We start from the raw sequence: 24596 nt of genomic DNA on the forward strand, positions 1-24596 counted from the left end.
GCCTACGGGGCGTCGAACTCGTACTCCAGTACGTAGGCGGAGGCGTCGAGCACCATCTCGTTCACCTCCGCAACCCGCCCGCCGGCGTCGAAGGCGGTACGGACGACCAGCACGACGGGCGTCCCGGCGGCCGGCCCGAGGCTGACGGCCTCCTCGGCACCGGGCATCCGCGAGCGGACCTCCTCGCGGAACCGGGCCGGCTTGTGACCGAGCTCGGCGAGGCGCGCGTAGATCCCGCCGGGGCCGCTGTCGGGCTCGGTGACGGGCGTACCCGCCACGAGGGCGGCGTCGAGGTAGGAGGTCGCGAACATGACGGGCTTCCCGTCGGGCAGGAACCTGCGGCGCCGGACGCACGCGGGCGCGCCGTCGCCGAGCCCGAGCACGCGATCATCGCCACCCTGGCGGAACGCCGGGGCTGCTGCCCCCGGCGGCACGGCATCGGCAAGGCGGTCTGGGTCGAGGTCAGGACGTAGGCAGCGGCTTCACCACGGGGGCCTGCTCCAGCGGCTTGTTCTCGCAGCCGAGGGCTTCGGTGACGCGGCGGGTCATGAGGTAGGTGAGCGTCGTCTGCCGGTCCTTGGCCGCTTGGTCGATGTCGGCCGGGAGGATCTCCGTCGGGGAGATGTTGACCACGTACGAGGCGTTCGCGTACAGCCATGCCGTCTTCGAGGGCTCGGCGAGGTCTCCGGGCATGTCGCACCGGACGAACAGCTTCGTGGAGAAGTAGTTGCTCTGACCGAAGGCTCCGTTCACCTCGAACCGGCCCGCCTCGCGCAGGGGCTCCTCGACGAACTTCGACGTGCGGGGCGCCCACCCGGCGCTGAACGCCGCGCCCTCGGACCGCGTGGGCGGCCTGAAGGTGCAGGTGGATGGCGCGAACGTCTCCTTCGCCGGGTCCATCTCCCGCAGTTCGCGCCCCAGCTTCTCCACGAGACGGCTCGTGCGGTTGGGGATGAAGGTCCTGAAGGCATCCACGTCCGTACCCGTAGCCGTCCCCCTACCGAGGATCTCCCGGAGGAGGACGTCCTCCTCCGAGGAAGGAGTGATGTCACACAGGTGGTCGGCCTTCGCCTCGGTCTCGCCTGCGGTGCACGACGCCAGCGTCAGCACGGCGAGCACGGCGGCCGCAGACCGCGCGAGGGTTTTCCGCAGATCAAGGCCGCAGGTGCCCACGAGCAGCCTCCCGTCCGGTCGAGTAGGAGCTGTTCGCCGTGTTCTGGGCGTGCTCGAAGGCCTGGTCGCCCTGGATGTCGCGGTCCTTGCCCCAGGCCGCGAACAGAGCGTTGGTCCCCTCCACGCCCGCCGCGTAGTTGTTGCTGGACTCTTGCTTGCTCAGCTCCTCGGCGGCGTCCTTGACGTCCTCGACCCAGTGGTAACCCGCCACGTCGATCAACGAGCCTCCGATCGTGCTCACCACCGGTATCTCGCCGATGAGGCCGTTGGCCCCGGCGGCCGAGTACGTGGACGTGGCCTCCGCCCACTCGACCTTGTCATCCTCCTTGTCCTTGTGCACGTCAGCCCCGATGCCGTTGAGGGCGCCGTTCGCCACGCCGATCTCATGCGCACGGTTGTCCCAGTCGGCGCTCCCCGAGTGCGGGGAATCGGCCGTGAACACGGGGGCGTCCGAAAGCAAGCCCGCCGAATAGGCCCGCTCCGCCTCGACCATCAGCGCGTAGGACGGGCCGTCGTCCGCGATCCCCCGCATCACGCGGATCAGACTGCCCTGGCCCACCGCGATCTGGGACCGGTCGCCCGAGCCGTGAATGGAGTCGGAGCCCCTGACGCTCCCCAGGTCGGGGTTCTGCCCGCCCAGGATCTCGTGCGTGTCCGCGACGTAGTCGACCAGCGCCTTCGCCATCGGCCGGCGCAGGCCCTCGCGGTCCTCCGGGAACTCGTCGCCGCCCATTTCCTTGTCCAGGAGGCGGATCGAGTCGTGCATCACGCGCGCCTGGCCCTCCGTGTGCGGGCCGGGCGGGCCGAGCTTTTCGCCGTCCACGTGGCCCGTGGCCGCCGCCTGGATGGCTGCGCCGAGGCCGGCCGTCTTGTCGTTCTGTATTTCGATCGGCTGGCCTACGCCCGTCGAGATCCAGGGGTCCGGCATGTCGCGGTCGGTCAGGAGGTACTTCAGGTGCTCGTTCTTGTTGCCCGGGGCTTCGGGGTCGAGGAAGTGCGTCGCCGCTTCCGGGTCCTTGGCCATGATGCCCAGCAGGCCGTCCAGGGGGTCCGAGACCAGGTTCGGGCGCTGGGAGTCGTAGGCGTGGTCGTACATGTGGGGCTTCGACTTCTCGGCCTCGATCATGCCGTCGCCGAGGTCGTTCAGGAACTGCTTGCCGTAGCCGTCGCCGCGCTGCATCACGGTCACCAGCGACTGGTAGCCGTACGTCGGGCGCAGGCCGTCTGCGACCAGTTCCGGGCCCTGTTCCTTCAGGCCCGCCATGAAGGGCTTGTAGGCGTAGCCGTCCGGGTCCTTGGTGCCCGAGGCGATGGTTCCCGCGAGGCCCGTGCTGATGGACTCGTAGAGCTTCTTGTCGGCCGCCGAGGCACCGCGCTCGTTGGACGCCAGGTTGAGCTGGTCGGCCAGGTGGATGGTGTCCTTAGCGCCCAGCGAGTGCAGGTACGCCTCGCCGAAGTGGCTGTCCTTGGCGTTCTGGCGGAGCAGATCGTCGTAGTGCTTGAGCTCGTCCGGGGAGGCGTCGCCCGACTGGATCTTTTGGGTGAGGGCCAGGGCTTCGACGGCTTCCACGTCGCCCACGGCCCGGGAGTTGAAGCCGAAGAGGGAAGTGCCGTCGGCTCCGGAGGCGTTGAGGAGGGCGATGCGTACGTCCTCGTCGAACTCCGTGACCGCCTTGACGGTGTCCGCGATGCGCTGGGTCCAGGACCGCTCGATCTCCGGGAGGTCGGGGTCGTGGCGGATCGCGTTCACGGAGGCGGGGTCGGCCTTGCTGAAGTCGTAGCTCGCGATGCCGGCGTCCGAGACCTTCATGCCGGCCTTCACCGCGTCCGCGACGGCGGAGGTCACCCGGCCCTTGAGGTCCGTGAAGCGGGCGTGCGCGTCGCGGAGCAGCGACTCCACGGCCAGCGCCTGCGTCTGCGCCGCGTCGAGCTCCCGGCGGGTGATGGCGGAGTTGTTGCTCGCCGTCTGTGCGCTGCTGCCCAGCCAGCCGGATCCGGAGGAGACGCTCTGGACTTCCTTCTCGTAGACGTCCTCGAGCGTTTTGAACTGCGTCGCCATCGACTTCCAGCCATCGGCGGCCGTGACGAGCGCCCCGAGGTCGGTGGTGACGATCTCCTGGTAGTTCGGCATCGTGTCTCCGTCTCCCCTACAGGCCCGAGAGCTTGGACGTGACCGGCTGGAAGCCCTGGCCCGTCAGCTGGTCGTTGCCGGTGAAGAGGTTCGACGCGCCGCGCAGGGCCGTCTTCTCCGAGTTCAGGCGTCCCATCAGGCGCTTGACCTGGTCGTCCCAGTGCGTGTGCGCCTTCGTCAGGCCCGTCGCGGTCTCCCAGCCGGCGAAGGCCTTGGCCGCAGTGGTCGTCGGCTCGTCGGCGGCGTCCGCCGCCTTCGTCGTTCCGGGCTGGAGGACGTTCTCGATGGTGTCGGCCGCCTTCTTCTTCTCGGGCGGGGCCGTCGCCAGGACTCCGGTGCCCGGCGCGGTCGTGGATTGCCTCTGCTGGGCCCACTGCTGCTCGAACGACACCGCTCCCCCAAAGATGTGCGACCGGCGATTTGCGACCGGGACTGATCGGGTACCAACCTAACCCGGCCCGCGCACCCCTCAGACGTGGGTGGGTGCGAACATCTTCAGCTTGGCCGGAAGTACCACGACTGAAGGGCCCGGGGTCTTCAGGGACTTGGCCAGGTCCTCGCGGAGGGATTCCGGGGTGGTCGTGGTCGCCGGGATGTCGAAGGAGGCCGCCAGTGCCACGAAGTCGGGGCGGGTCAGCGCCGTTCCCGTCTCGCAGCCGTACTCGCGCAGGATGCCGTAGCCGCCGTCGTCCACGATCAGCCAGGTGACGTCCAGGTCGTGCTGGCGGGCGGTGGCCAGGTCGGCGATCGAGTACATCGCGCCGCCGTCGCCGGAGACGGCCAGGACCGGAGTGTCCGGCTCCGCGACGGCCGCGCCGAGGGCCGCCGGGAAGGCGTAGCCGAGGCCGCCCGCGCCCTGCGCCGAGTGCATGGTGTTGGGGTGCTTGGCGTCGAAGGCCGACCAGGCCCAGTAGGACAGGATCGTCATGTCCCAGAAGGACGGGGAGCGGGGCGGGAGGGCTTGGCGGATCGAGGCCAGGAGCTGCTGCTCCAGGGTCAGGTCCTGGGAGTCGAGGCGGGCCGCGATGGCGGACAGGAGCAGGGCGACGCGCTCGGGGGCCTGCGGGTCGGGGCGCTCGGCGACCGTTTCGAGGAGTGCCTGCAGGGCGAGGCGGGCGTCCGCGTGGATGCCGAGGCCCGCGTGGTTGGACTCCAGCTTGCCGAGGTCCGCCTCGATCTGGACGACCCGCCCCTCCGGGAAGAACGTGTGGTAGTTCGAGGACAGTTCGCCCAGGCCCGAGCCGACCACCAGCAGGACGTCGGCGTCCTCCAGGAAGTCCGTCATGTGGCGGTCCTCCAGCCAGGACTGGAGGGAGAGCGGGTGGGTCCAGGGGAAGGCGCCCTTGCCGCCGAAGGTGGTGACGACGGGGGCGTTCAGGCGTTCCGCGAGCTGCTTCAGCTTGCCCGCCGCGTCCGAGCGGATCACCCCGCCGCCCGCGATGATCACCGGGCGCTCGGCGTTCTCCAGCCAGTGCGCCGCCAGAGCGGTGAGCTCCGGGCGCGGGGCCAGTTCGTGCGGGGTCGCGTCCATGCCCGTGACCTGCGGGACGACGGTTTCCGCGCGCAGGACGTCCTCCGGAATCTCCACCCACACCGGACCGTGCGGGGCGGTCAGCGCCGATTCCCAGGCCTCGGCGATCACGGACGGGACCTGGGAGGGGGTCCGGGCGGTGTGCACGGACTTGACCACGTCGCGGAAGGAGGCCGACTGGTCGCGCAGCTCGTGCAGGTGGCCGCGCCGGCCGCCGCCCAGGCCCGGGGTCGGGACCTGCGAGGAGATCGCCAGAACGGGCGCGGACGCCGCCGCCGCCTCGGCCAGGGCGGGGAGCGCCATGAGCGCGCCCGGGCCCGTGGACAGGAGGAGCGGCGCCGCCTCGCCGGTCATCCGGCCGTACGCGTCGGCGGCGAACCCGGCGTTGTTCTCCGTACGGAGTCCGACCAGGCGCAGGTCGGAGCGGCCGACGGCGTCGAAGAGGCCCAGCGCGTGCTGCCCGGGCAGCCCGAAGACGGTGGTCGCGCCGAGCGAGCGCAGCGTCTCCACGACCAGGTCCCCGCCCGTGCGCCCCGGCGGGGGCGCGAGCGCCGCCGCCTTCTGGGCTTCGGTGGGACGGAGTACCAGGTCGTGGTCGTGCGTCACTTCTTACTTGCCCTTCGGGTTCGCCTTCGCCTGCGCGCTGTGCCTAATGGGCGCTGCGTGCCGCAGCGATTTGACGGCTCATGATCGTGGTCAGCTCGTACGCGGTGTGCGAGGCCGCGACCGAGGTGATCTCCGCGTGATCGTACGCCGGGGCGACCTCGACGACGTCCGCCGAGACCAGGTTGCAGGAGGAAAGCCCGCGGATGATCTCCAGCAGCTCGCGGGAGGTCATGCCGCCCGCCTCCGGGGTGCCCGTACCGGGCGCGTGCGCCGGGTCCAGCACGTCGATGTCGATGGAGATGTACAGCGGGCGGTCGCCGATGCGCTGGCGCAGCTGGTCGGCGACCTCGTCGGCGCCGCGGCGGTAGACGTCGGCCGAGGTGACGATGCCGAAGCCCATCTTGGCGTCGTCGTCCAGGTCCTGCTTGCCGTACAGCGGGCCGCGGGTGCCGACGTGGGACAGGGCCTCGGTGTCGAGGATGCCCTCCTCGACGGCGCGACGGAACGGAGTGCCGTGCGTGTACTCGGCGCCGAAGTAGGTGTCCCAGGTGTCCAGGTGGGCGTCGAAGTGGAGCAGCGCGACCGGGCCGTGCTTCTTCGCCACCGAGCGGAGCAGGGGCAGGGCGATGGTGTGGTCACCGCCGAGGGTCATCAGGCGGGAGCCGTTGCCGATCAGCTCGTCGGCGGCGGCCTCGATCGTGTCGACGGCCTCGTTGATGTTGAAGGGGTTCGCGGCGATGTCGCCGGCGTCGGCGACCTGGGCGAGCGCGAACGGGGAGGCGTCCTGGGCCGGGTTGTACGGGCGCAGCAGGCGGGAGGCCTCGCGGATGGCGTTGCCGCCGAAGCGGGCGCCGGGACGGTACGAGACACCGGAGTCGAACGGCACGCCCACGACGGCCACGTCGGCCTTGCCGCCGACCTCGTCCAGGCGGGGCAGCCGGGCGAACGTCGCGGGGCCCGCGTAGCGCGGGATGCGGGAGGAGTCGACGGGGCCGCGCGGCTGCGTGCTCATGAGGGGGCCTTCCGGGGAGGTGTGCGGTGCGGTCCTTCGAGCGTAAACGGACACCTGGAGCCGGCGAAGTGTACGTTTCATCCATCAGGCTCTCCCGATGTGTACGGAGTATCCACTGATGGAAGCCCCTCCCACTCCGCCCGTCGCGCTCGGCCGGCTGCTCGCCGACCACGAGCTGGGGCTGCGCCACCTGGCCGGGCCCGCCGAGGCCGAACTGCACGGGGTGCACGCCTCCGAGATGGCGGACCCGTCCCCGTACCTGCTGGGCGGCGAACTCCTCCTGACGGCGGGGGCGGGCCTCGCGGTGGCCTGGCCGGCCGGGGGGACGGACAACCGCGCCGGCACCCACGCGGAGCCCCCGGGGACGGACGGCTCGCCGACGGGAGCCGGGCCCGTCGACGTTCCCCCCGGCCGTACGGGCGCGGGACCCACGGACAACGGCCGTGCCCACACCGGACGCGGGGGTGCCGGGCACCCGGACGGCGGGAACACGGGTGCCGGACACGCAGGGGGCGAACTGATCGACGCCGCGACGTACGTCGCGCGGCTGGTCCGGGCCGGGGTCGGAGCCGTCGGGTTCGGGGTGACCCCGGTGCACGAGACCGTGCCCAGGGCCCTGACCGAGGCCTGCGAGCGGTACGGGCTGCCCCTGGTCGAGGTGCCGCCCGGGACCCCGTTCACCGCGGTCGGCCGGAGCGTCTGGCGGCTGATGGCCCGGGCCCGGACCGCCGAGCTCCGCCGGGTGACCGAAGCCCAGCAGTCCCTGGCGGCGGCCGCCGCCCGCCCGGACCCGGTCCCGGCGGTCCTGCGCCGACTGGCGGCGACCCTGGGCGGCTGGGCGGGCCTCCTCCCCACCACCCGGCCGGACACCCCGTCGGCCACCACGCCGGGGCCCGCGGGGGCAGGACCCGCAGGAGCGGGATCCGAGCCGGCGACCACCGCCGGGCCGACCACCGCTCGACCCGCACCCACCGCCGGGGCAGGCACCGTTCGGGCCACACTCACCGGGGCAGGAGCCGGACTCACCGGGGCAGGAGCCGGGCCTGCGCCCACGTCAGCGGGGACCGGACCTGCACCCACCGGAGCAGGGGCCGGACCCGCGCCTTCCTCGCCGGAGCGCCCGGACATCCTCACCCCCCTCACCGCCCCCGGCGCCTCCGCCGGAACGGCGCCCGCGCCCGAGGCGCTCGACGTGCTCGCCGAACTCGCCCGACGGGTCGCACCCGGCTCCGCCGTCACCGCCACGGCGGCCCACGGCGGTCTCCACCTCAGCGTCCACGCCCTCGGCGACGGGCGGGTCCTCGCCCTCGCGACCCCGACGCGGGCCCCCGGGGACCACACCATCGCCTCGGTCGCGGCCGTCCTGCTGACGCTGCTGACCGCCCACCGCCCCGTCAGGTCGGAGGCGGCCCTGACCCGGCTGCTGCTCGACGGGGATCCGGGCGCCGCGCTGGGCCCCGGGCCCTGGTACGCCGTCCACGCCCGCGGCACCGGGGACCCGCGGGCCCTGGCGGCCGCGCTGGGCACCGTACTGCTGGACCCGCGCGGGTATTCCGCACAAGGGGATCCCGTGCGTGACGACTCCGTAGGCGACGGTTCCGTAGGCGCAGGCTCCGTACGCGACGGTTCCGTACGCGCAGGCTCCGCGCGCGCAGGATCCGTACGCGCAGGCTCCGTACGCCTGCTCACCGACCGCGAGCCCACCCCGCAGCCCGGCTGGCGGCTCGGGGTGAGCGCCGCGGCCGGGCCCGGAGGCCTGCCCGGTGCCGACGCACAGGCCGGGCGGGCCCTGGAACGCGCCGAGGCGGCCCGTACCCCGCTGGCCCGGCACCGCGACCCCGGCCTCGCGGGCCTGGTCGGCGCGGCCGAGGCCCGGGCCCACGCCGAGGCCCTGCTCGCACCCCTCTCCCCCGCACTCCGGGAGACCCTGCGCGCCTGGCTGGCCCACCACGGCAGCTGGGACCGCAGCGCGGCCGCCCTGGGCATCCACCGCAACACCGTCCGCCAGCGCATCGCCCGCACCGCCGACCTGCTGCGCGGGGCCGACCTGGACGATCCGGACACCCGGATGGAGCTGTGGTTCGCGCTGCGCCACACCGACCCGGTCGGACCGCCCGGCGAGCGCCCCTGAGAGGCTCGCCTCTATTGGGTGATCTCACCCATCCAGATGCGCCGACCCAGCTCATCGAGTTCGGCCTTGCGCTCTTCGTACTCGGGCAGCGCCTGCCCGAGTAGCCGCCAGAAGTCAGCGCGATGCCCCGGAACCCGGACGTGGGCCAGCTCGTGGGCGACGACGTAGTCCACGAGATGCATCGGAAGCTGGAACAGCGGCCACCCGAGACTCATCCGGCCCCTCTCTCCACCACCAGGGTGGTAGCTCCCCCAGCGGTCGCCGAGGTCGCAAACGCCGAGAGCCGGCTGCTCCACGGCCATCCGCGCCGCCCATGGCTGGAGTCGCCCGGTGGTCCAGTTCCGTCCGGCCCGGCAGTACCAGTCGACCAGCGCCGTTCTTCCCCGTCTCGGGTCCGCCGCCGTCTCCCGGCCCATGACCAGGTGCCCCGCGATCAGCCGTACCCTGCTCCCGGCGGGCTGGTCCGCCACGATGGCAAGCCGGTATGTCCGGCCCAGGTAGCGGAAGGCCTCTCCTTCGATCAGCCGCTTCGCCGGATTCAAAGGGCGGGTCTGTTCACGTATTCCGACCTTGCGCACCAACCAGGACCGGTGGGTGCGAACGAAGTCCTCCGCGTCGGCCACCGGGCGCCCGCCGGGTGCGTGGAGAGTCAGGCCCGCATCCGGTTCCACGGTCAACGCGAACCGCTTACGACGTGAGCTGACCTTCACCCGCAGCTCCAGGCCGTCGACAGCCAGCAGGCCCCCCTCGGCCAGGGAGGGGGCACTGGGGTCTGCGGCGGGAACGCGGGCGATCACCCGCCCTATTCTCCCCTGGACCTGGCCAGAAACTGCGCCCGGTGGGCCGCGGCGTACGCGGCGAGCCCCTCCGCGATGTCGTGCAGCGGTCCCCAGTCGGTTCCGGCGGGCAGCAGTCCTCCCCTGACCAACCGGTTCTCGATTCCGTTGGCCAGGGCGGTGATGTCTTGGTGCTGTCCCTGGTACGACGCTTTGGTCATCGTCTGCGCGGCGATGTCGCACACCTCCCGCACCAGCGGCCTCGCGTCCTCGGCAGCCCTCCCGCGCACGACGCCGGGAGTCTCCTCCAGCAGTTTGTCCAGCAGCCGGAACATCCTCTGCTCCACCGGGCTGAGCCCCGCCACGGCGGGGTCTTCATCTTCCTCTCGCCGGGCCTTGTCGATCAGGTCGCCGAGCTGCTGGACCTGCTCGTCGAAACGTCCGGAGAGGTCCCGCAGGATTTCCTCCAGCCGCTCCGAGAGTTCCTTGTACTTCCCCGGGTCGTCCCGCTTGACCCGCTCCTCCAGATGGAAGCGCAGTGCGTGCCCCATCTCTGCCGCCGCCTCACGCGCCGGCAGCGTCCGAACGTGGTCGTCGAACACGGGCGAGCTGAGCGAGACGGGTGCGATGACCTGCTCGATCTCCGGCCCCTCCAGATGGTCGGCGATCATGGCACGGACCTTGCGCCCGTACCGGCGCAGGGTGAAAGTCCCGCCCGGTGCGTCCCGGTAGAGCCGGCGGATCCGCTTCTGGAGCGTGCCCCAGCGCCGGGCATCGGCCACATAGGGCAGACCGTCCTCGTGCGGAAGTACGCGCTCCAGTACGGCGAGGAACTCGTGCAGCGCGGTATCGAACTCGAGCCGGTCCGCATCGTCTTCGAAGGCTTCCAGCTTGGCACCCAGCGTGGCGGGGTCTGCGAGGTCGCCGTCGCCGAGCCCGTACGAGAGGAGCAGTCGGCGCACCTTCTCGGCCGCCGGCTCCAGGGCGGCGAGCTCCGCCGACAGGCTGCGCATCGTGTCGTCGACGTCGGCCGTCTCGTAGTCGGCCAACGCCCCCGTCAGGTGCTCGAAGACGCCGTAGTAGTCGACGACGTAGCCGACGTCCTTGCCCACCGCGGGCCGGTTCACCCGGGCCACGGCCTGAAGCAGTTCGGCGTCACGGATCGGCCGGTCGAGGTAGAGCGCCTGCTCGCGCGGTGCGTCGAAGCCGGTGAGCAGCATCGACTTCACGATGAGGAAGGCGATCGGACTCTCGGGGTGCACGGGATCGGGCACGGCCTGCTTGGGCTCAGGTTGCCCGGTCTCCTGGGACCAGGGGTGGTCCGCCGCGCCTCCGTCCGCGCCCGGCGTATCGGACTCGGGCGTGGGGAAGGGCAGTGAAGCCTGCCAGTCCGGTTCTACCGGCAGGTAGGGGAAGGCCTGCTGGAAGCGCCCGATGTACGCCTCCTGCCGCGCCTTGTCCGTCCAGTGCAGCCACTGGCGCAGCTTCTTCTCCGAGCCCGGGGAGATAACCGGTACGAAGTCGATCCGGCGGATGAGCGCCCGGTACTGGTGGGCCTGGTAGAGGTAGCGCTCGCGCCGGGGCAGTTCCTCCAGCGGGGTCCCGGACAACGACTCGGGGTCGAAGGCGGCCAGGTCGAGCAGCAGGGTGTCACGCGCCAGCCGAAGGGCGTGGTGGTATCTGACGGCCGCCTTCCGGCTCACCGCCGCGACCTGGGCCTTGAAACCACCGCCCGGCAGCACCCAGGTCACCCAGTGCTCCAGCATGTCCTCGGCCTTGGCCCGGATCATCGGCTCGGACTCGGCCACGTCCCGCTCGGTGGGCCAGCGCCTCAGCAGCGCCTTTTTCTCTTCCTCCGTACGGTCCTGGACGAGGTCCGCAAAGTTCCGGTCGAGGCCTTCCTTGTCGAAGACCTTGCCCTCGCCGGTGCGGCCCTCGTAGCGGATGCGGACGACGACGCCGTCGCGCTCGGCCTCCGCCATCCGGTAGATGTCGAGGAAGCCTCCGAAGATGCGACGGGTGTCCTCGGCGCGCTCCGTCATGATGGGCGTACCGGTGAAACCGATCTTCGCCGCGTTGGGGATCGCCTTGCGCAGGGCCGCGTGCAGCACGCTGGTGTGCGAGCGGTGGGCCTCGTCGACCAGGACGAGGATGTCGGACGAGCTGTTGCACTCGGCGAAGTCCACCGCGGGCTCGGCGTTGGCCTTGCCATTGGCCTTGGCTCGGCTCTGCTTCCTGGCCTGCTCGGCGTTCTCGTACTCGCAGGCCAGGTTGCGGTCGTCCCCGTCGGTCCCGCCTTCCGCCGCGAAGCCGAGCCCGGCCCCGTACTTCTGGATCATCGCGAAGACGACGCGCCGTCCGCCGTCGCGCAGCAGCCCCTCCATCTGGGTGCGGGTCTCGGCCGTCTCCACGTCCGATTCGCTGAGCTTGAGCGTCTTGGAGAGCTGGGTCTGCAACTGGGTCCGGTCGGTGACGACGACGACCGTGAACTCGCTGAGCCGGTGGTGCAGATGGATCCGGCGCACGAGGAAGGCCATGGTCAGGCTCTTGCCGGAGCCCTGGGTGTGCCAGATGATCCCGCCGCGTTCGTCTTCGAGTACGGGCCCGCCGCGCGTGCGGCCGACCAGCAGCTTGCGCACCGCCTTCTCGGCCGCGCGGTACTGCTGGTGGCGGGCGACCGCCTTGACCATCCGGGTGGCACCGGACTCGGACTCGACGGGGAGCGGGATGACGTAGTGGCGCACGAGGTTCAGCAGCGCGGCGGGGCGCAGCACGACCCCGACGAGCTTGTGCCGCTCGTTGAGCTTCCCAGTTCCCTCCGGCAGCTCGGCGCGAAGCGTGGCCTCACTCTCCGGCTCAATGCTCCGCCAGGGGTGGAAGTGGTCGGGGGTGGAGGTGACCGTACCCAGGTACGCGGTCTCCTCGGTCGCGGCGACCAGCAGTTGCACGGTCCGGAAGAGTTCCGGTACGCCGGCGGGCAGCGGCAGGCCCGTACCGTCGCGCTCGTCATCGGGGAGGGGGGCGCCCGCGTAGTGCCGCAGGTCGAGGACGGCGCTGCGGATCGGATCGGCGAGGTCGGGGCTCTTGCACTCGACGGCGACGAGGGGGATGCCGTTCACGAAGAGGACGATGTCGAGTATCGACAACTCTCCGGAGCCGTTGCGCACCCGGAGCTGGTCGACGACGGTGAACTCGTTGAACTCTTCCCGCCCTGCACGCTCCTCGTGCCACTCGATGTACTGAACGGTGGCTGAGGCCCCGCCGTGCCCGGCGGACGGGGAAGCGAGAACGGACCCGCTGAGCAGCAGGTCGGTGGCGGCGAAGTTGGCGTGCGCGACGCCTTTGCCGAGGGAGCCGGCGGCCAGCTCCGCGATGGCTCGGGCCGCGTCGGTATCGTCCATCCACGGCTTGCCGTCGACCGCCCGGAGGTTGATCCGACGCAGCGCGGCGGCCAGCTTTTCGGCGAGCAGCGGGGTACCGGCATCGAGCGTGCCGATCGCCTTCCCGGGCACGTGAGTCCAGCCCATCGCCTTGAGCTGCTCGACGATGGGCCGCTCGACCCGGTCCCGCTCGACCTGTTCCACCATGCCCCGTACCCCTCCACACCCCGCCCGATCCGGTGATCCATTGTGCGCCCCGGGCAGGGCGGCCGGGAGGGATCAGGCCATGGGGGTGGGAGAGGGCAAGGTGTCGCACCGGCAGATATGGGCGTATCACCCCTCCGGTGAAGCTCGCTTCACCATCCCGGCGGCAGCCCCTCCCCGTCATGAACCGGTACGGGAAGCCGCGCACCCCGGCTGCGCGCGATGCGGTGCACATCGCGCAGCGCCTCGCCCATACGGGCCGCGAGGTAGTGGAGCTGGGCGGAGGTGGCACGGCAATCGGCGAGCATGTCGTCTGCATGATCGAGCAGTTCGACGGCCATACCGAGCTGGACGGCTTCGATGTTGTCGGCGACGCGGGAGAGGTACCCCACCCCGTCGCCGATCAGGTAGCAGGGCTTACCGTCCGAGCCGACCCATGGCAGCAGCCTCCCCTCGTCGGTGGACCGGCCGATCACGCGGCGACCACCCTCCCGTGGATGACGCGTGGCCCGATATCGACCCCGTGCAGGGCCAGCCAGAGAGCCACCCGCCGGGCCCGCTGCCGGCGGGCGTGATCGCGGGGTGGTCGGTACGGGGAGCCCTGCGGGCGGAGCCTCGTCCCGGGGGCGGGCGGGGGTGTGACCCGCAGGAACCGCAGCAGCGGTTCGAGGAGGCGGGCGATACGGTGCGACACGTCGTCAACTCCACTTGGTTGATGGCCATGGCCCCGGGCCGTGTACAGCGGCCGCGGGGGTCCTGCGTGCCCGGTCGGCGCCGACCGGGGATTCGGGCATCGCTGTGTAGCGATGCGCTCACAGGGTGGGACGGAGCGGAGTAGCCTCGCCAGTGGGTGGCGTGTGACAACGCCTCTGTCACACGGGAGTTGACCGTGAGTAATACCTATGGGGACTGGCTGAAGGCACAACGCGAGGCGGCCGGCCTGACGCAGCAGGAACTCGCCGTAGCGGCGATCATGACCCGCTCGCACATCGCCCACATCGAAGCGGGGCGCCGCGTCCCGTCCAGGGAGGACGCGCGGCGGCTGGACAGGGCCCCTGAACACGGGGGATGTGTTGAGCAGCTTCCTGCCGGAGGAGGACGCGGCGGTCGCCGACTACTTCGAGGCGGCGCGCCAACTCGAACAACAGGCATCGATGATCCGGGAGTTCGCCTACGCGTTCGTACCCGGCATTCTCCAGACAGAGAGGTATGCGCGTACGGTTCTGAGCTCGTCCTTCCCCCCTGTGAGTGAAGCAGAGTGTGACAGGCTCGTTGTCACACGCCTCGAACGCTCAAACATCCTTGAAGACCCGGTGACACCCGTAGTCTGGGCGCTGCTGGACGAGGGTGTTCTGCATCGACCGGTCGGCAGCCCGAGCATCATGGCGGAGCAGCTCGCACACATCACCCGCCTGATGGAGAGCGGCCGGGTTCGTGTCCACGTCATGCCGTACGGAGCAGGGGTCTACCCACTCCTCCAAAGCATGCTGACCCTCATGTGGTTCGGGGACCAGCCCCCAGTGGCGTACTCGGAAGGCCTGCTCACGGGGAAGCTGCACGACTCCCCAACCGTGGTCACACGCCTACAGAGCATCTACGATCTTGCGCTGAGCGACGCACTGTCACTCAAGGAATCACTTGCCCTGCTGCGGGCAACAGCGAAGGACTGCGGACACCATGGCTGAGCACACCATCCCCGACGCTTCCGCGTGGAAGGGCTGGCGCAAGTCCTCTCACAGCAACACCGAGGGAGGAAGCTGCGTTGAGGTCCTAGACAGCCACCCGTCGGGTGTCCCGGTCCGCGACTCCAAGACCCCCCACAGCCCCGCACTGGTCTTCCCAACGACCAGCTGGTCATCCTTCGTCTCGGCGGTCAAGGGCGGGAAGCTCACTAACTGACCCCCTGAAGCACACCACCGGCCCTCGTCACGACGGGGGCATCGCCATGTCAGCGGGTCGCCGTCAGACTGCCCGCCTTCTCCGCCCAGAGAAGCGTGTCTGCTCCGTCGGTACCAGGTTCAGGGCGACTTCGCCAGCCGCTCCCCAGCCACCCTTCCAAGCTGGAACCGGAAGGTTGGCTGGTTACCCCGTGGCTGCGGAAATCCCTGCCGAAATACCATTTGAGGCATCCGAAGATTGGAGCTTCATTGAACGCCCCCGACCCCCAGACATGGACACTCCAGAAGGCCATCCTAATTCTCTTGGCCCTCGGAGCTCTCGGCGGTGCACCTAATTCGAATCAATCACCCGACCTTGGGGATCCCTCCCCAAAACCGGCCATCCGAGTCGAAATAAAAATCTAGATCCACAGGGTCGAGGTGACCGAACAATGTCACCTCGATCCTGTTCCTCAGCGCCCAGAAATCAGATCCCGCATGAGGCCTTGACGGACCGTGCGCAGCTTGGCGTAACGCGATGCCTCTCGATTAATCTCGTCATCGCAAGCCGAAAGCGCCGCAGTAATTTTACGCTGCTCACTCAGATCGGCTGGCATATCGATCTCAAGATCCCGTAGACGCGTTGGATTGACGTTAACCTGCTGCACGGCAACGGTCGAGATTGCTCGGAGCCGCCGCCGAATTACAGGATGCATCAACCACTCGACCAGATACTCGGGAATAATCCGGTCGATGTTGATGTTCAGTCGGACGAGATACGACGCGAAGGTCGCATCCGGGAACTGCCCCTGCCAAATCCCCGCCTTCCCTACATGGTCAATGCTGTTGGTGCGATTGAATAGCACATCGCCACGTTGGAGCAACACCCGCCTGGGAACAGCGCCCGAATAATACCGAAGGTCCTCGAGGTCAACCTTCCCGCCCTGCAGGTTGTTCATGCGCAAGACAGGCGTTCCGCGTGGATCCCTATCCAGGGATTCCGAAATTCCGTACTCAACTGATGGAACAACCTCTCCTAGTGGCATGCGCTCCCACCCATTGGCGGGAGCAGCTGACACTACCGAGGCGCAAGAATCAAGCAGCAAACCCTGACGAACACTGCGGAACTTAGCGATCAACGCCTCTGCACTGCGCACCGCAGCATCCACGGCATGAGCAGCCTCGACGATCCGGCGCTGCTCGACTGCAGGAAGATACGGAACCGGCATAGCCTTCAATTGCGATGAGCTAATCGTTGCGAGATTTGTCGTCTGCTTGGCAATTTGCAGAAAATATGCACGCCCTTCCGGTGAGGCCATATACAAGGCCAGAAAGTCCGGAATCAACTCCGCCTGGAAGCAGCGCACCCTGAACACGTGGTTCTGGTGGAGGCATGGATCAATTCGACCATCCCAGACGGCACCGCGCCCCAATTTGTCGAAGTCGCCACCCTCAGTCAATAGTACGTCGCCACGCTTCAAACGGAATCGGTCAACCGATGACGCCCCGACCCGCAAGGTCTTGACGTCGTCCGTTGCGATATAGCCGTCCTGCACGTTGGCAACCCGCAAGTATGGCAATTCGACGCTTGAGCCGGCTGGTGGGCTCCCCCCAAGAGCCACGCCGCCTGAGACCTCAGCGAGGCTGTCAAGGCGCCGGTACCTACGCTCAGTCCGCATAACCCAGCCCCTTAAGGAACACGTCCAGCGTCGCCGCAGCACGCTCTCGCTCCGCCTGGATATCGCGCAGCGACACCGTGTACTTGTCGGCCCAGACCTCATACGCATCGGCCAACTCGTGGCGCCGCCGCACCATATGGCCATCCAGCTTGGCCACCAAGTCATTCCGCAGCAAGTCCAGCACCACCCGCCGCTCCGCCCCCGCATCCAGCGCCAGCTTCTGCCTCGCCGCGAACAGGCCCGGCGGGCCCTCTCCCAGTTTGGGCGGGTTGCTCGACCACTCGAACCAGAACTCCGACTCAAGGCGCTTGATCAGGGCGCCGACCTTAGTACGGTCCTTCTTCACCTGCGCCAGCTCGGCCAGCTGCTCCACGCTCAAGGCGACTTCCTCGCGCGTCGGCGCGTCATCAGCCCCGTCTTCGCCGTCCTCCGACGGCTCCGGCTCCGCGTTGAGTTCCTTCCACCGCGCGTCCAGCTCCGCCTTGCGCGCGTCCGCCGCCGCCAGCTTCTCCAGGAAGTCCGGGGCGATGGCCGCGACCACCTTGTGGTCGTACGCCTGGCGGCGCTCGGCCGCCGTGCGCTTGCGCAGCTTCCGCGTCTTCGGGTCCTGCTCCGGGGCGAGCAGGGTGTCCACGTTCTCGACCCAGCCGTCCAGGACACCCGCGAAGCCGTTCTCCGACAGGGCGAGCAGGTCGTACTTGGCTTCGTACCACCAGCCGGCCACCGCGCCCGCGAGCGCGTAGCGGTCGAGGAGGTCCACCTCGCCGAGCTGCTTCACGAACGACTCGATCAGCGAGCTGCGCACCGCCATCAGCCCGGCCTTGCGCTCGGACGCCGTCAGATCCGCCAGGCGTTCCGGGGTTGCCGCCACCGCCTCCAAGTGGCGGGCTTCCCTCTCCCACCACTTCGCGAAGGCGGCCCGCAGGGCGTCCTCGCGCGGGCGGGCCAGCTCCGCAAGCCGGGCCGCGTCCGGGCGGCTGCCCTCCGGGAGGAAGTCCACGTAAGCGGGATCCACCGGGGAGCGCTCCGCGAAGAGGTCCGTCAACTGCACCCCGTAGGCGTCCAGCAGTTGCTTCTTCGCCTCGATCTCCGCACGCGGCACCCCGCCCACCAGGTGTGCCCGCACGTCCTGCGGTTCCGGCGGCGGGGTGTTGTCCACGTAGCGGCGGATGTTGAGGTTGTCGTCATTGGCGCGCAGCTCTTCGCGGGTCACGACGCGCGAGAAGCCGTCCACCTCCGCGTACCCGTGGAAGGTCGTGACGATCTTCTCGGCGTGCTCCGGCAGCAGCACGTTCTGCGCCGACTCCTTGCGGTACTCCCGGTCGGCGTTGATGAACAGCACCTTGCCCGCTCGCGCCGGGTCTTTCCGGCCCGGTGGGCGCAGCAGCAGGATGCATGCCGGGATGCCCGTCCCGTAGAAGAGGTTCGGGGCGAGGCCGATGACCGCCTCGATCGCGTCCTCGTCGAGGAGATTCGTACGGATCTGCTGCTCACCGCCGCCCCGGAACAGCACACCGTGCGGCATGACCGTGATGACCATGCCGCCCCGCCCCTCCCGCTTGGTCTCCCACAGCATGTGCTGGAGGAACATCAGGTCGGCCTTGCCGCGCTCGCTCGTGACTCCGTACGTCGTGCGCTGTGCGCCGTGCAGCAGATCGGCGGCCACGTAGTCCATGGAGAAGGGCGGGTTGCTCAACACCCCGTCGAAACGGTCCGCGTCGGACCTCGGTACGTGCGCCGGCTCGGCGAGGGTGTCGCCGGTGCGCAGGTCGAAGCGGCGTACGCCGTGCAACACCATGTTCATCGTGGACATGATCCAGGAGCCGCTGTTGGCGTCCTGGCCGGCGAAGAACATGTCCGAGGTGTCCCCGCCGTGCTCCTCCACGTACTCCTTGGCGTGGATGAGCATGCCGCCCGAGCCGACGCAGGGGTCGTAGATGCGCGTGCCCTGAGTCGGGGCGAGCAGCTCGACCATCATGCGGACGACGGCGCGCGGGGTGTAGAACTCGCCGCCCTTACGGCCTGCCGAGTCCGCGAACTCCTTGATCAGGTACTCGTACGCGGCGCCGATCAGGTCCGGGAACTCGAAGTCGTCCGTCCGCAGCCGGATGCGTCCGAAGTGCGCGATGAGCAGCTTCAGCCGCTGGTCGGCGAGCTTGGCCGCGCCCGCCGCCGCGCCCGAGCCGCCGATGCGGTTGAAGTCGAGGTGGTCGAAGAGGCCCTTGAGCTTGCTGTTCTGGCCTTCCAGAGCCTGGAGGGCGGGGCGCAGGCGGTCCTCGTTGATGTTGTGGGTGGCCGAGGAGATCCACTTCCAGCGGGCGTTCTTCGGGACGAAGAGGACGTCACGCTCGCTGTACGCGGACTCCCGCTCCAGGTAGCCCTCCAGCACATCCCCGGCAAGACCCAGCTCCTTGGCCGCCTGCTCCCGGATCTGGTCCCGCGCGGCCTCGAACTCGTCGTTCGCCCGCTTCAGGAAGAGGAGCCCGAAGATGTAGTCCTTGTACTCGGAGGCGTCCATCGTGCCGCGGAGGATGTCCGCGGCGGCGAACAGATGCCGCTCCAGTTGCGCGAGCGTGAGCTTGGCCACGAATACGACTCCCTACGTCCCGAGTGCGACGTAGAAAACATTACGGCGACAGGGGACGCGCGCCTAAATCGCTGCCTCGGCCTGGCAAAGTCCGGCTTCCTCAGTACGAGGCGATGCCTAGCCCCTCCTCCACGAAGGTGAAGACATCCGTGTAGGGGTCGCGGTGCAGCATCGACACATGATCACCATGGGCGGCGTTCATCTTCAGCGCACGTTTCTTGGCTTCGGTGAAGCTGCCCGGTTCGATCTGCGCCGGGAGCACGCTCTTGATGTTCGCCGCGCTCTTGGCGAAGGGCAGACGGGCCGTCGCCTGATCACAGACTCCACCAAAAGTGCTGGTGACCGGCTTGTAGTGGAGCAGCCGCCAGACCTCGAAGCATGGGTGCGAGAAGGCCACCCGTACTCCCCCCTCCCTGGCCTGCTTCATCGCCGTCTCGATGAGCTCGTGCTCGTCGCGGTCGAACAGGCACCAGACCTGTGGCCAGAACTTCTTCCCCAGGCCGCTCTTCTTGGCCTCCCGGGTTTCGTCCCGCATGAGCCGCACCGCTGCCTCGACCAGCTTGATCGGCTTGCGCTGGGACCCGGGCGCGGTCGAGTTCGCGATCCGGACCTCGACCGTCGTGCTCGGGTCCGAGTAGGTGGCCCGGTCCTTGTCCTTGATGATCCCGATGTACTCGGGCTCGGTGACCTTGCCCTCGGTGAAGACGTGCACGACCCGGCGGCGCTTGCCGCCCCGTGCCACGGTGGGCCCGAGCGAGTCCCTCCCCTTCGTGTAAGCCATCAGCTCAGCTCCACCCCGTACTCAAGTTCTTGCGCCGTCGCCGTCATCAGCCGGCGGGCGATCTGCCCCTCCAGCACCGAGGGGACCCCTCCGAAGGCGCCCGCCAGGTAGGACCTCATCAGGTCCTCGTCCTCCCCCGGGGAAGCCGCCGTCAGTGAGTAAAGCTCGGTGGCGCCGTCCGTGTCCTTCTCCGTCAGCCATACCTGGCCCGGCTCCAGCAGCCGCCCGCCACTCGGGGTGGTGAGCACCGAGGGGTCGTGCGAGGTGAAGACGAGCTGAGCGCCCCGGGGGTTCGCGTCCAGGTCGTGGAAGAGACGTACGACCTCGGCCGCGAAGCGCGGGTGCAGGCTGGAGTCCAGTTCGTCGACGAGCAGGACGGCGCCCTCGTCGAGTGCGAGGAGCAGCGGGCCGAGCAGGGCGAACCAGGAGCGGGTACCGAAGGACTCGTGCTGCCAGTCGAGCGAGACATCCGCGCCTCCCGATCTGTGCATGAGGCGGACCGTCGCCGGCCCCTTGCCCTCCTCGACGACCTGGGCGCCGGTGATGCCGAGGTCGGCGACCTGGAGCAGTTCGTTGATCCGGTGCGCGCGGACGCCGGAAAGCTCCTTCGTGGTGTACCGCTCCCGCTCCGCCCGCTCGGTCTCCGGTCCGATGAGCCACATGTTCTTGCGGAACCAGTGGAAGAGCGGCGAGAGCTGCGGGTGGTTGTCCGTGCCGGCCGTGGACAGCAGCAGGGCGTTCGGGCGGGTACGCCGGGCCAGCTGGGCCCGGTCCTTGACGCGGGCGCCCGGCCAGTCGTACACCTCGGCGCGCGAGGCGTCCCGGTCGAGCCACACCTGGCGGTGGCCGCGCGGGTAGCTGTGCAGCCATTCGGACTCGACCCGCACCGGCCCCAGCTCGAAGCCGTACGTCCAGCGCACGCCGTCGATCACGATGTCCGCCTCGAAGAAGCTCGGAGCATCTTCGTCCTTCGCGTCCAGCGCGAAGGGGCGCCGGGGAATGACGTCGTACGAGGCCCAGCGCCCGTACGAATTCAAGACGGCCGTACGCATGTCGGTCATGGCGGCGAGCACATTCGACTTCCCGGAGGCATTGGCCCCGAAGATGCCGATGAGGGGCAACAACCCCAGCTCTTGGCCACCCGCGATCTCCAGCGGCCGCGCGGCCTCACTCGGCTCGCCTTCGGGCACGACGAACGACAGCTCCTGCTCATCACGCAGGGACCGTACGTTCGCGGTGCGGAACCTCAGCAGCATGCTGCCCCCTCTCCGCGGCCAGAGTAATGGTCATCTAAGACAACGGCCCGCCCCAGGTGGCATCGGAGCGTGCCGGACCTCACTCTGGACAGGACAGGCAACTCACCGGTAACTTAATCTGAGCAAGCGCTTAGATTGGGCGGCTGACTGCCGCGACGAAGGGAGTCGGCCGTGCGCCGTACGGTGTTCAACGAGGACCACGAGGCGTTCCGCGAGACCATCCGCGCCTTCATCGAGGCCGAGGTCGTCCCGGTCTACGACGAGTGGTTCGCGGCCGGTCAGGCCCCGCGCGAGTTCTACTACAAGCTCGGCGAGCTGGGCATCTTCGGGATCAACGTCCCCGAGGAGTTCGGCGGCGCCGGCCTGGACACCCACAAGTTCGAGGCCGTCCTCTACGAGGAGACCTCCCGCGCGGGCGTCAACTTCGGCGGCTCCGGCGTGCACGTGCTGCTCGCCCTCCCGTACATCAAGATGCTGGCCGACATCGAGCAGAAGAAGCGCTTCCTGCCGAAGTTCGTCTCCGGCGAGGAGATGTGGGCCCTGGCGATGACCGAGCCGGGCACCGGCTCCGACGTCGCGGGCATGAAGACCACCGCCAAGCTCTCCGAGGACGGCACGCACTACGTCCTCAACGGCTCCAAGACCTTCATCACGGGTGGCGTGCACGCCGACCGCGTGATCGTCTGCGCCCGCACCTCCGCCCCCAGCGAGGACGACCGCCGCTTCGGCATCTCCCTCTTCGCCGTGGACACCAAGTCCGAGGGCTACTCCATCGGCCGCAAGCTCGACAAGCTCGGCCTGCGCACCTCCGACACCGCCGAGCTGGCGTTCGTCGACGTGAAGGTCCCGGTCGAGGACCTGCTCGGCGAGGAGAACAAGGGCTTCTACTACCTCGGCGCCAACCTGCCGTCCGAGCGCTGGGGCATCGCCTTCGGCGCCTACGCGCAGGCCAAGGCCGCCGTCCGGTTCGCCAAGGAGTACGTGCAGGACCGCACCGTCTTCGGCAAGCCGGTCGCGCACTTCCAGAACACCAAGTTCGAACTGGCCTCCTGCCAGGCCGAGGTGGACGCCGCCGAGGCCGTCGCCGACCGCGCCCTGGAGGCCCTGGACGCCGGTGAGCTCACCGCCGCCGAGGCCGCTTCCGCGAAGCTGTTCTGCACCGAGGTCGCGCACCGCGTCATCGACAAGTGCCTCCAGCTGCACGGCGGCTACGGCTACATGAACGAGTACCCGATCGCCCGCCTGTACGCCGACAACCGCGTGAACCGCATCTACGGCGGCACCAGCGAGGTCATGAAGTCCATCATCGCCAAGTCGATGGGCCTGTAGGCATCTAGCCTTCCCCCCATGAACGAGGCCCTCACGACTCTCCTCGATCTGCTCGACCTCGAGCAGATCGAGGAGAACATCTTCCGCGGTACCAGCCGTTCCGCGCTGGTACCGCGGGTCTTCGGCGGCCAGGTCGCGGCCCAGGCCCTGGTGGCGGCGGGCCGGACCGTCCCCGCGGACCGCACCGCGCACTCGCTGCACTCGTACTTCCTGCGCGCCGGTGACCCGGGCGCGCCCATCGTCTACTCGGTCGACCGGATCCGGGACGGACGTTCCTTCACCACGCGCCGCGTCGTCGCCGTCCAGCACGGCCAGCCGATCTTCCACCTCTCCGCGTCCTTCCAGACGTACGAGGAGGGCCTCGACCACCAGACCACGATGCCCGACGCCCCCGATCCGGAGACCCTCCCGACGGCCGCCGAATCCCTCCCCCTCTACCGGGAGGTGTTCCGCAACCCGGGCACGGTGGAACGCCTCATCGAGGCGCGCGGCGCGGTGGACCTGCGGTACGCGACGGTCCCGCCCTGGGGCAGCGTCGGCGAACCGGTCGAACCGCGCTCCCAGGTGTGGTTCCGTACCGCCGGCAAGCTCGAGAGCGACGACGCGCTCCTGCACACCTGCCTGGCCACCTACGTATCCGACATGACCCTCCTCGACTCGGTGCTGCTCGCACACGGGAAGGGCGGGTGGGCGGTAGGCGACGTGGTCGGCGCATCACTCGACCACGCGATGTGGTTCCACCGGCCCTTCCGCGCCGACGAATGGCTGCTGTATGACCAGGAGTCACCCTCGGCGGCCGCCGGCCGGGGCCTCGGCCAGGCCCGGATCTGGACCCAGGACGGCAGGCTCGCCGTGACGGTCATCCAGGAGGGCGTGGTGCGCGTCCCGCGCGCGTAGTACGGCCGTCCGACATAACGTCACACCATGTCCAGCAGCGATGCGATGGTGAACGGAAGCGGAACCGGCGACCAGGGCGAGAACGAGAGCGTGGGCACGGTCATCGTCGCCGTAGTCACGAACCTTGGCATCGCCGCGGCCAAGGCCGTGGGCGGGATCGTGAGCGGATCGAGCGCGATGCTCTCCGAAGCGGCGCACTCGGTGGCCGACACGGTGACCGAGGTGATGCTCCTGGCCTCCCTCAAGCGGAGCGCGAAGCCGGCGGACGAGGCGCACCCGCTGGGCTACGGGCCGGAGCGGTACATCTGGGCACTCCTGGCGTCGATCGCCACCTTCGTCGGCGGCGCGGTCTTCGCCGTCTACGACGGCATCCACACCCTGGTCCACGGCGAGGACCCCGGCAATCCGACCCTCTCCTACATCATCCTGGCCGTGGCCGCCGTCCTGGAGGGCTACTCCCTCCTGGTCGCCTGGCGGCAGGTCAAGGGCGAGGCGGCGCGGATGCGGGCGCCGCTGGGCCTCTACGTGAAACACACCCCGGACACGGCCGTGAAGGCCGTCCTCCTGGAGAACGTGGCCGCCCTGATCGGCCTGGCACTGGCGGCCGGCGGCCTGCTGGGGGCGCAGCTCACGGGGTCGGGCGCGTACGACGGGGTGGCCTCGCTCCTCATCGGGCTGCTGCTCGTGTGGGTGGCGTGGGAGCTGGGCCGCTCGAACGCGCAGTACCTCATCGGGCGGCCGCTGCCGGAGGCGATGCGGGCGGAGGTCCGGGAGGAGCTGCTGTCGGTACTGCACATCGAGGGCGTCCTCGAACTGACGACGATCGTGCAGGGGCCGTCGGAGGTGCTGGTCGCCGCGAAGGTCGACTTCCACGATCTGGCGTCCGCCGCACAAGTGGAGGCGGCGTGCGAGGCCGCGGAGGCGCAGCTCCGGGACCGCTTCCCGGCGATCCGCCGGGTCTATCTGGACCCGACTCCCACTCCCCCTTCTTGACGCGCCGCTCGCGCGGTGCGGCCCTGGCGGGCCTTACCGGCTTCGCCGCGCTGCGCCGGACTCCGTCCGGCGATGCCCCGTCGGCGCACCCGCCACCGCCGTCCCCCGGGGCGGGTCCCCGTGCGCGGGTGCGCCTGGGCCGGCCCTGCGGGGCAAAGCCCCACAGCGACCTTTGCCGCTGCGCGGGGCAGAAGTCCCCGACCCGCCCTTCCACCGTTCCCAGGGCCGCCCCTGACCCGGTCCTCAAACGCCG

19 protein-coding genes and 1 pseudogene are annotated in these 24596 nt (G+C 69.6%); 6 read left to right on the forward strand and 14 right to left on the reverse strand.

All coding sequences use genetic code 11. The annotated features are described in order from the left end of the window. Positions 1–2: 2 nt before the first annotated feature. From ACFWBW_RS06640 to speB, 6 genes are all read right to left on the reverse strand, one after another. A complete protein-coding gene (locus tag ACFWBW_RS06640; protein WP_385369014.1) occupies positions 3–383 on the reverse strand; it encodes a GntR family transcriptional regulator in 381 nt (126 codons plus the stop codon). 79 nt (positions 384–462) lie between these two features. After that, the gene (locus tag ACFWBW_RS06645) at positions 463–1173 is read right to left on the reverse strand and encodes a hypothetical protein (protein WP_385369016.1); all 711 of its coding nucleotides are present in this window, start codon (positions 1171–1173) and stop codon (positions 463–465) included. Continuing rightward, positions 1154–3304, reverse strand: coding sequence for a DUF6571 family protein (locus ACFWBW_RS06650; RefSeq protein ID WP_385369018.1), 2151 nt, complete (start codon positions 3302–3304; stop codon positions 1154–1156). The genes ACFWBW_RS06645 and ACFWBW_RS06650 overlap by 20 nt, the downstream gene beginning before the upstream one ends. A 16-nt stretch (positions 3305–3320) precedes the next feature. Further along, positions 3321–3695: a hypothetical protein gene (locus ACFWBW_RS06655; RefSeq protein WP_385369020.1), complete on the reverse strand. Its 375-nt coding sequence runs from the start codon at positions 3693–3695 to the stop codon at positions 3321–3323. Positions 3696–3773: 78 nt separating this feature from the next. After that, on the reverse strand, positions 3774–5441 hold the full coding sequence (locus ACFWBW_RS06660; RefSeq protein WP_385369022.1) for a thiamine pyrophosphate-binding protein: 1668 nt from the start codon (positions 5439–5441) through the stop codon (positions 3774–3776). A 43-nt stretch (positions 5442–5484) separates the two neighbouring features. Then, positions 5485–6453: an agmatinase gene (gene speB / locus ACFWBW_RS06665; RefSeq protein WP_385369024.1), complete on the reverse strand. Its 969-nt coding sequence runs from the start codon at positions 6451–6453 to the stop codon at positions 5485–5487. 118 nt (positions 6454–6571) lie between these two features. Here speB and ACFWBW_RS06670 point away from each other — a divergent pair, with 118 nt between their 5' ends. Next, positions 6572–8584, forward strand: a complete 2013-nt coding sequence (locus ACFWBW_RS06670) for a helix-turn-helix domain-containing protein (protein ID WP_385369026.1) — start codon at positions 6572–6574, stop codon at positions 8582–8584. Positions 8585–8595: 11 nt separating this feature from the next. Here the strand turns inward: ACFWBW_RS06670 and ACFWBW_RS06675 are convergent, their stop codons facing one another. From ACFWBW_RS06675 to ACFWBW_RS06690, 4 genes are all read right to left on the reverse strand, one after another. Beyond that, positions 8596–9381 (reverse strand): M48 family metallopeptidase, encoded by a 786-nt coding sequence (locus ACFWBW_RS06675; protein ID WP_385369028.1) that lies wholly within the window; start codon positions 9379–9381, stop codon positions 8596–8598. A 5-nt stretch (positions 9382–9386) separates the two neighbouring features. Beyond that, positions 9387–12947, reverse strand: coding sequence for a type I restriction endonuclease subunit R (locus tag ACFWBW_RS06680; RefSeq protein ID WP_385369030.1), 3561 nt, complete (start codon positions 12945–12947; stop codon positions 9387–9389). Between the two features lie 149 nt (positions 12948–13096). Further along, positions 13097–13417 (reverse strand): hypothetical protein, encoded by a 321-nt coding sequence (locus ACFWBW_RS06685; RefSeq protein WP_385369061.1) that lies wholly within the window; start codon positions 13415–13417, stop codon positions 13097–13099. Continuing rightward, the gene (locus tag ACFWBW_RS06690) at positions 13417–13638 is read right to left on the reverse strand and encodes a hypothetical protein (protein WP_385369032.1); all 222 of its coding nucleotides are present in this window, start codon (positions 13636–13638) and stop codon (positions 13417–13419) included. The genes ACFWBW_RS06685 and ACFWBW_RS06690 overlap by 1 nt, the downstream gene beginning before the upstream one ends. A 195-nt stretch (positions 13639–13833) precedes the next feature. On the opposite strand from ACFWBW_RS06690, the pseudogene ACFWBW_RS06695 reads away from it, so the two are divergent. Both ACFWBW_RS06695 and ACFWBW_RS06700 read left to right on the forward strand, forming a co-directional pair. After that, positions 13834–14629, forward strand: a pseudogene (locus ACFWBW_RS06695) (helix-turn-helix domain-containing protein). Then, the gene (locus ACFWBW_RS06700) at positions 14622–14843 is read left to right on the forward strand and encodes a DUF397 domain-containing protein (protein ID WP_385369034.1); all 222 of its coding nucleotides are present in this window, start codon (positions 14622–14624) and stop codon (positions 14841–14843) included. The pseudogene ACFWBW_RS06695 and the gene ACFWBW_RS06700 overlap by 8 nt, the downstream one beginning before the upstream one ends. A gap of 451 nt (positions 14844–15294) precedes the next feature. Here the strand turns inward: ACFWBW_RS06700 and ACFWBW_RS06705 are convergent, their stop codons facing one another. From ACFWBW_RS06705 to ACFWBW_RS06720, 4 genes are all read right to left on the reverse strand, one after another. Next, on the reverse strand, positions 15295–16377 hold the full coding sequence (locus tag ACFWBW_RS06705; RefSeq protein ID WP_385369036.1) for a restriction endonuclease subunit S: 1083 nt from the start codon (positions 16375–16377) through the stop codon (positions 15295–15297). Between the two features lie 112 nt (positions 16378–16489). Further along, entirely contained in the window at positions 16490–19087 is a 2598-nt protein-coding gene (locus ACFWBW_RS06710) for an N-6 DNA methylase (RefSeq protein ID WP_385369038.1), read from the reverse strand. Positions 19088–19187: 100 nt separating this feature from the next. Continuing rightward, positions 19188–19868, reverse strand: a complete 681-nt coding sequence (locus tag ACFWBW_RS06715) for an RloB family protein (RefSeq protein WP_385369040.1) — start codon at positions 19866–19868, stop codon at positions 19188–19190. Continuing rightward, complete coding sequence (locus ACFWBW_RS06720) at positions 19868–21124, reverse strand: ATP/GTP-binding protein (RefSeq protein ID WP_385369041.1); 1257 nt, start codon at positions 21122–21124, stop codon at positions 19868–19870. The genes ACFWBW_RS06715 and ACFWBW_RS06720 overlap by 1 nt, the downstream gene beginning before the upstream one ends. 171 nt (positions 21125–21295) lie before the next feature. Here ACFWBW_RS06720 and ACFWBW_RS06725 point away from each other — a divergent pair, with 171 nt between their 5' ends. From ACFWBW_RS06725 to ACFWBW_RS06735, 3 genes are read left to right on the forward strand one after another with little or no spacing between them, the layout of a single operon-like run. Beyond that, on the forward strand, positions 21296–22453 hold the full coding sequence (locus ACFWBW_RS06725; RefSeq protein WP_385369043.1) for an acyl-CoA dehydrogenase family protein: 1158 nt from the start codon (positions 21296–21298) through the stop codon (positions 22451–22453). A gap of 18 nt (positions 22454–22471) precedes the next feature. Further along, positions 22472–23350, forward strand: a complete 879-nt coding sequence (gene tesB, locus ACFWBW_RS06730; RefSeq protein WP_385369045.1) for an acyl-CoA thioesterase II — start codon at positions 22472–22474, stop codon at positions 23348–23350. A gap of 27 nt (positions 23351–23377) precedes the next feature. Beyond that, positions 23378–24343, forward strand: coding sequence for a cation diffusion facilitator family transporter (locus ACFWBW_RS06735; protein WP_385369047.1), 966 nt, complete (start codon positions 23378–23380; stop codon positions 24341–24343). Positions 24344–24596 lie beyond the last annotated feature (253 nt).

Source organism: Streptomyces sp. NPDC059957 (assembly GCF_042730015.1).
Taxonomy (GTDB): domain Bacteria; phylum Actinomycetota; class Actinomycetes; order Streptomycetales; family Streptomycetaceae; genus Streptomyces.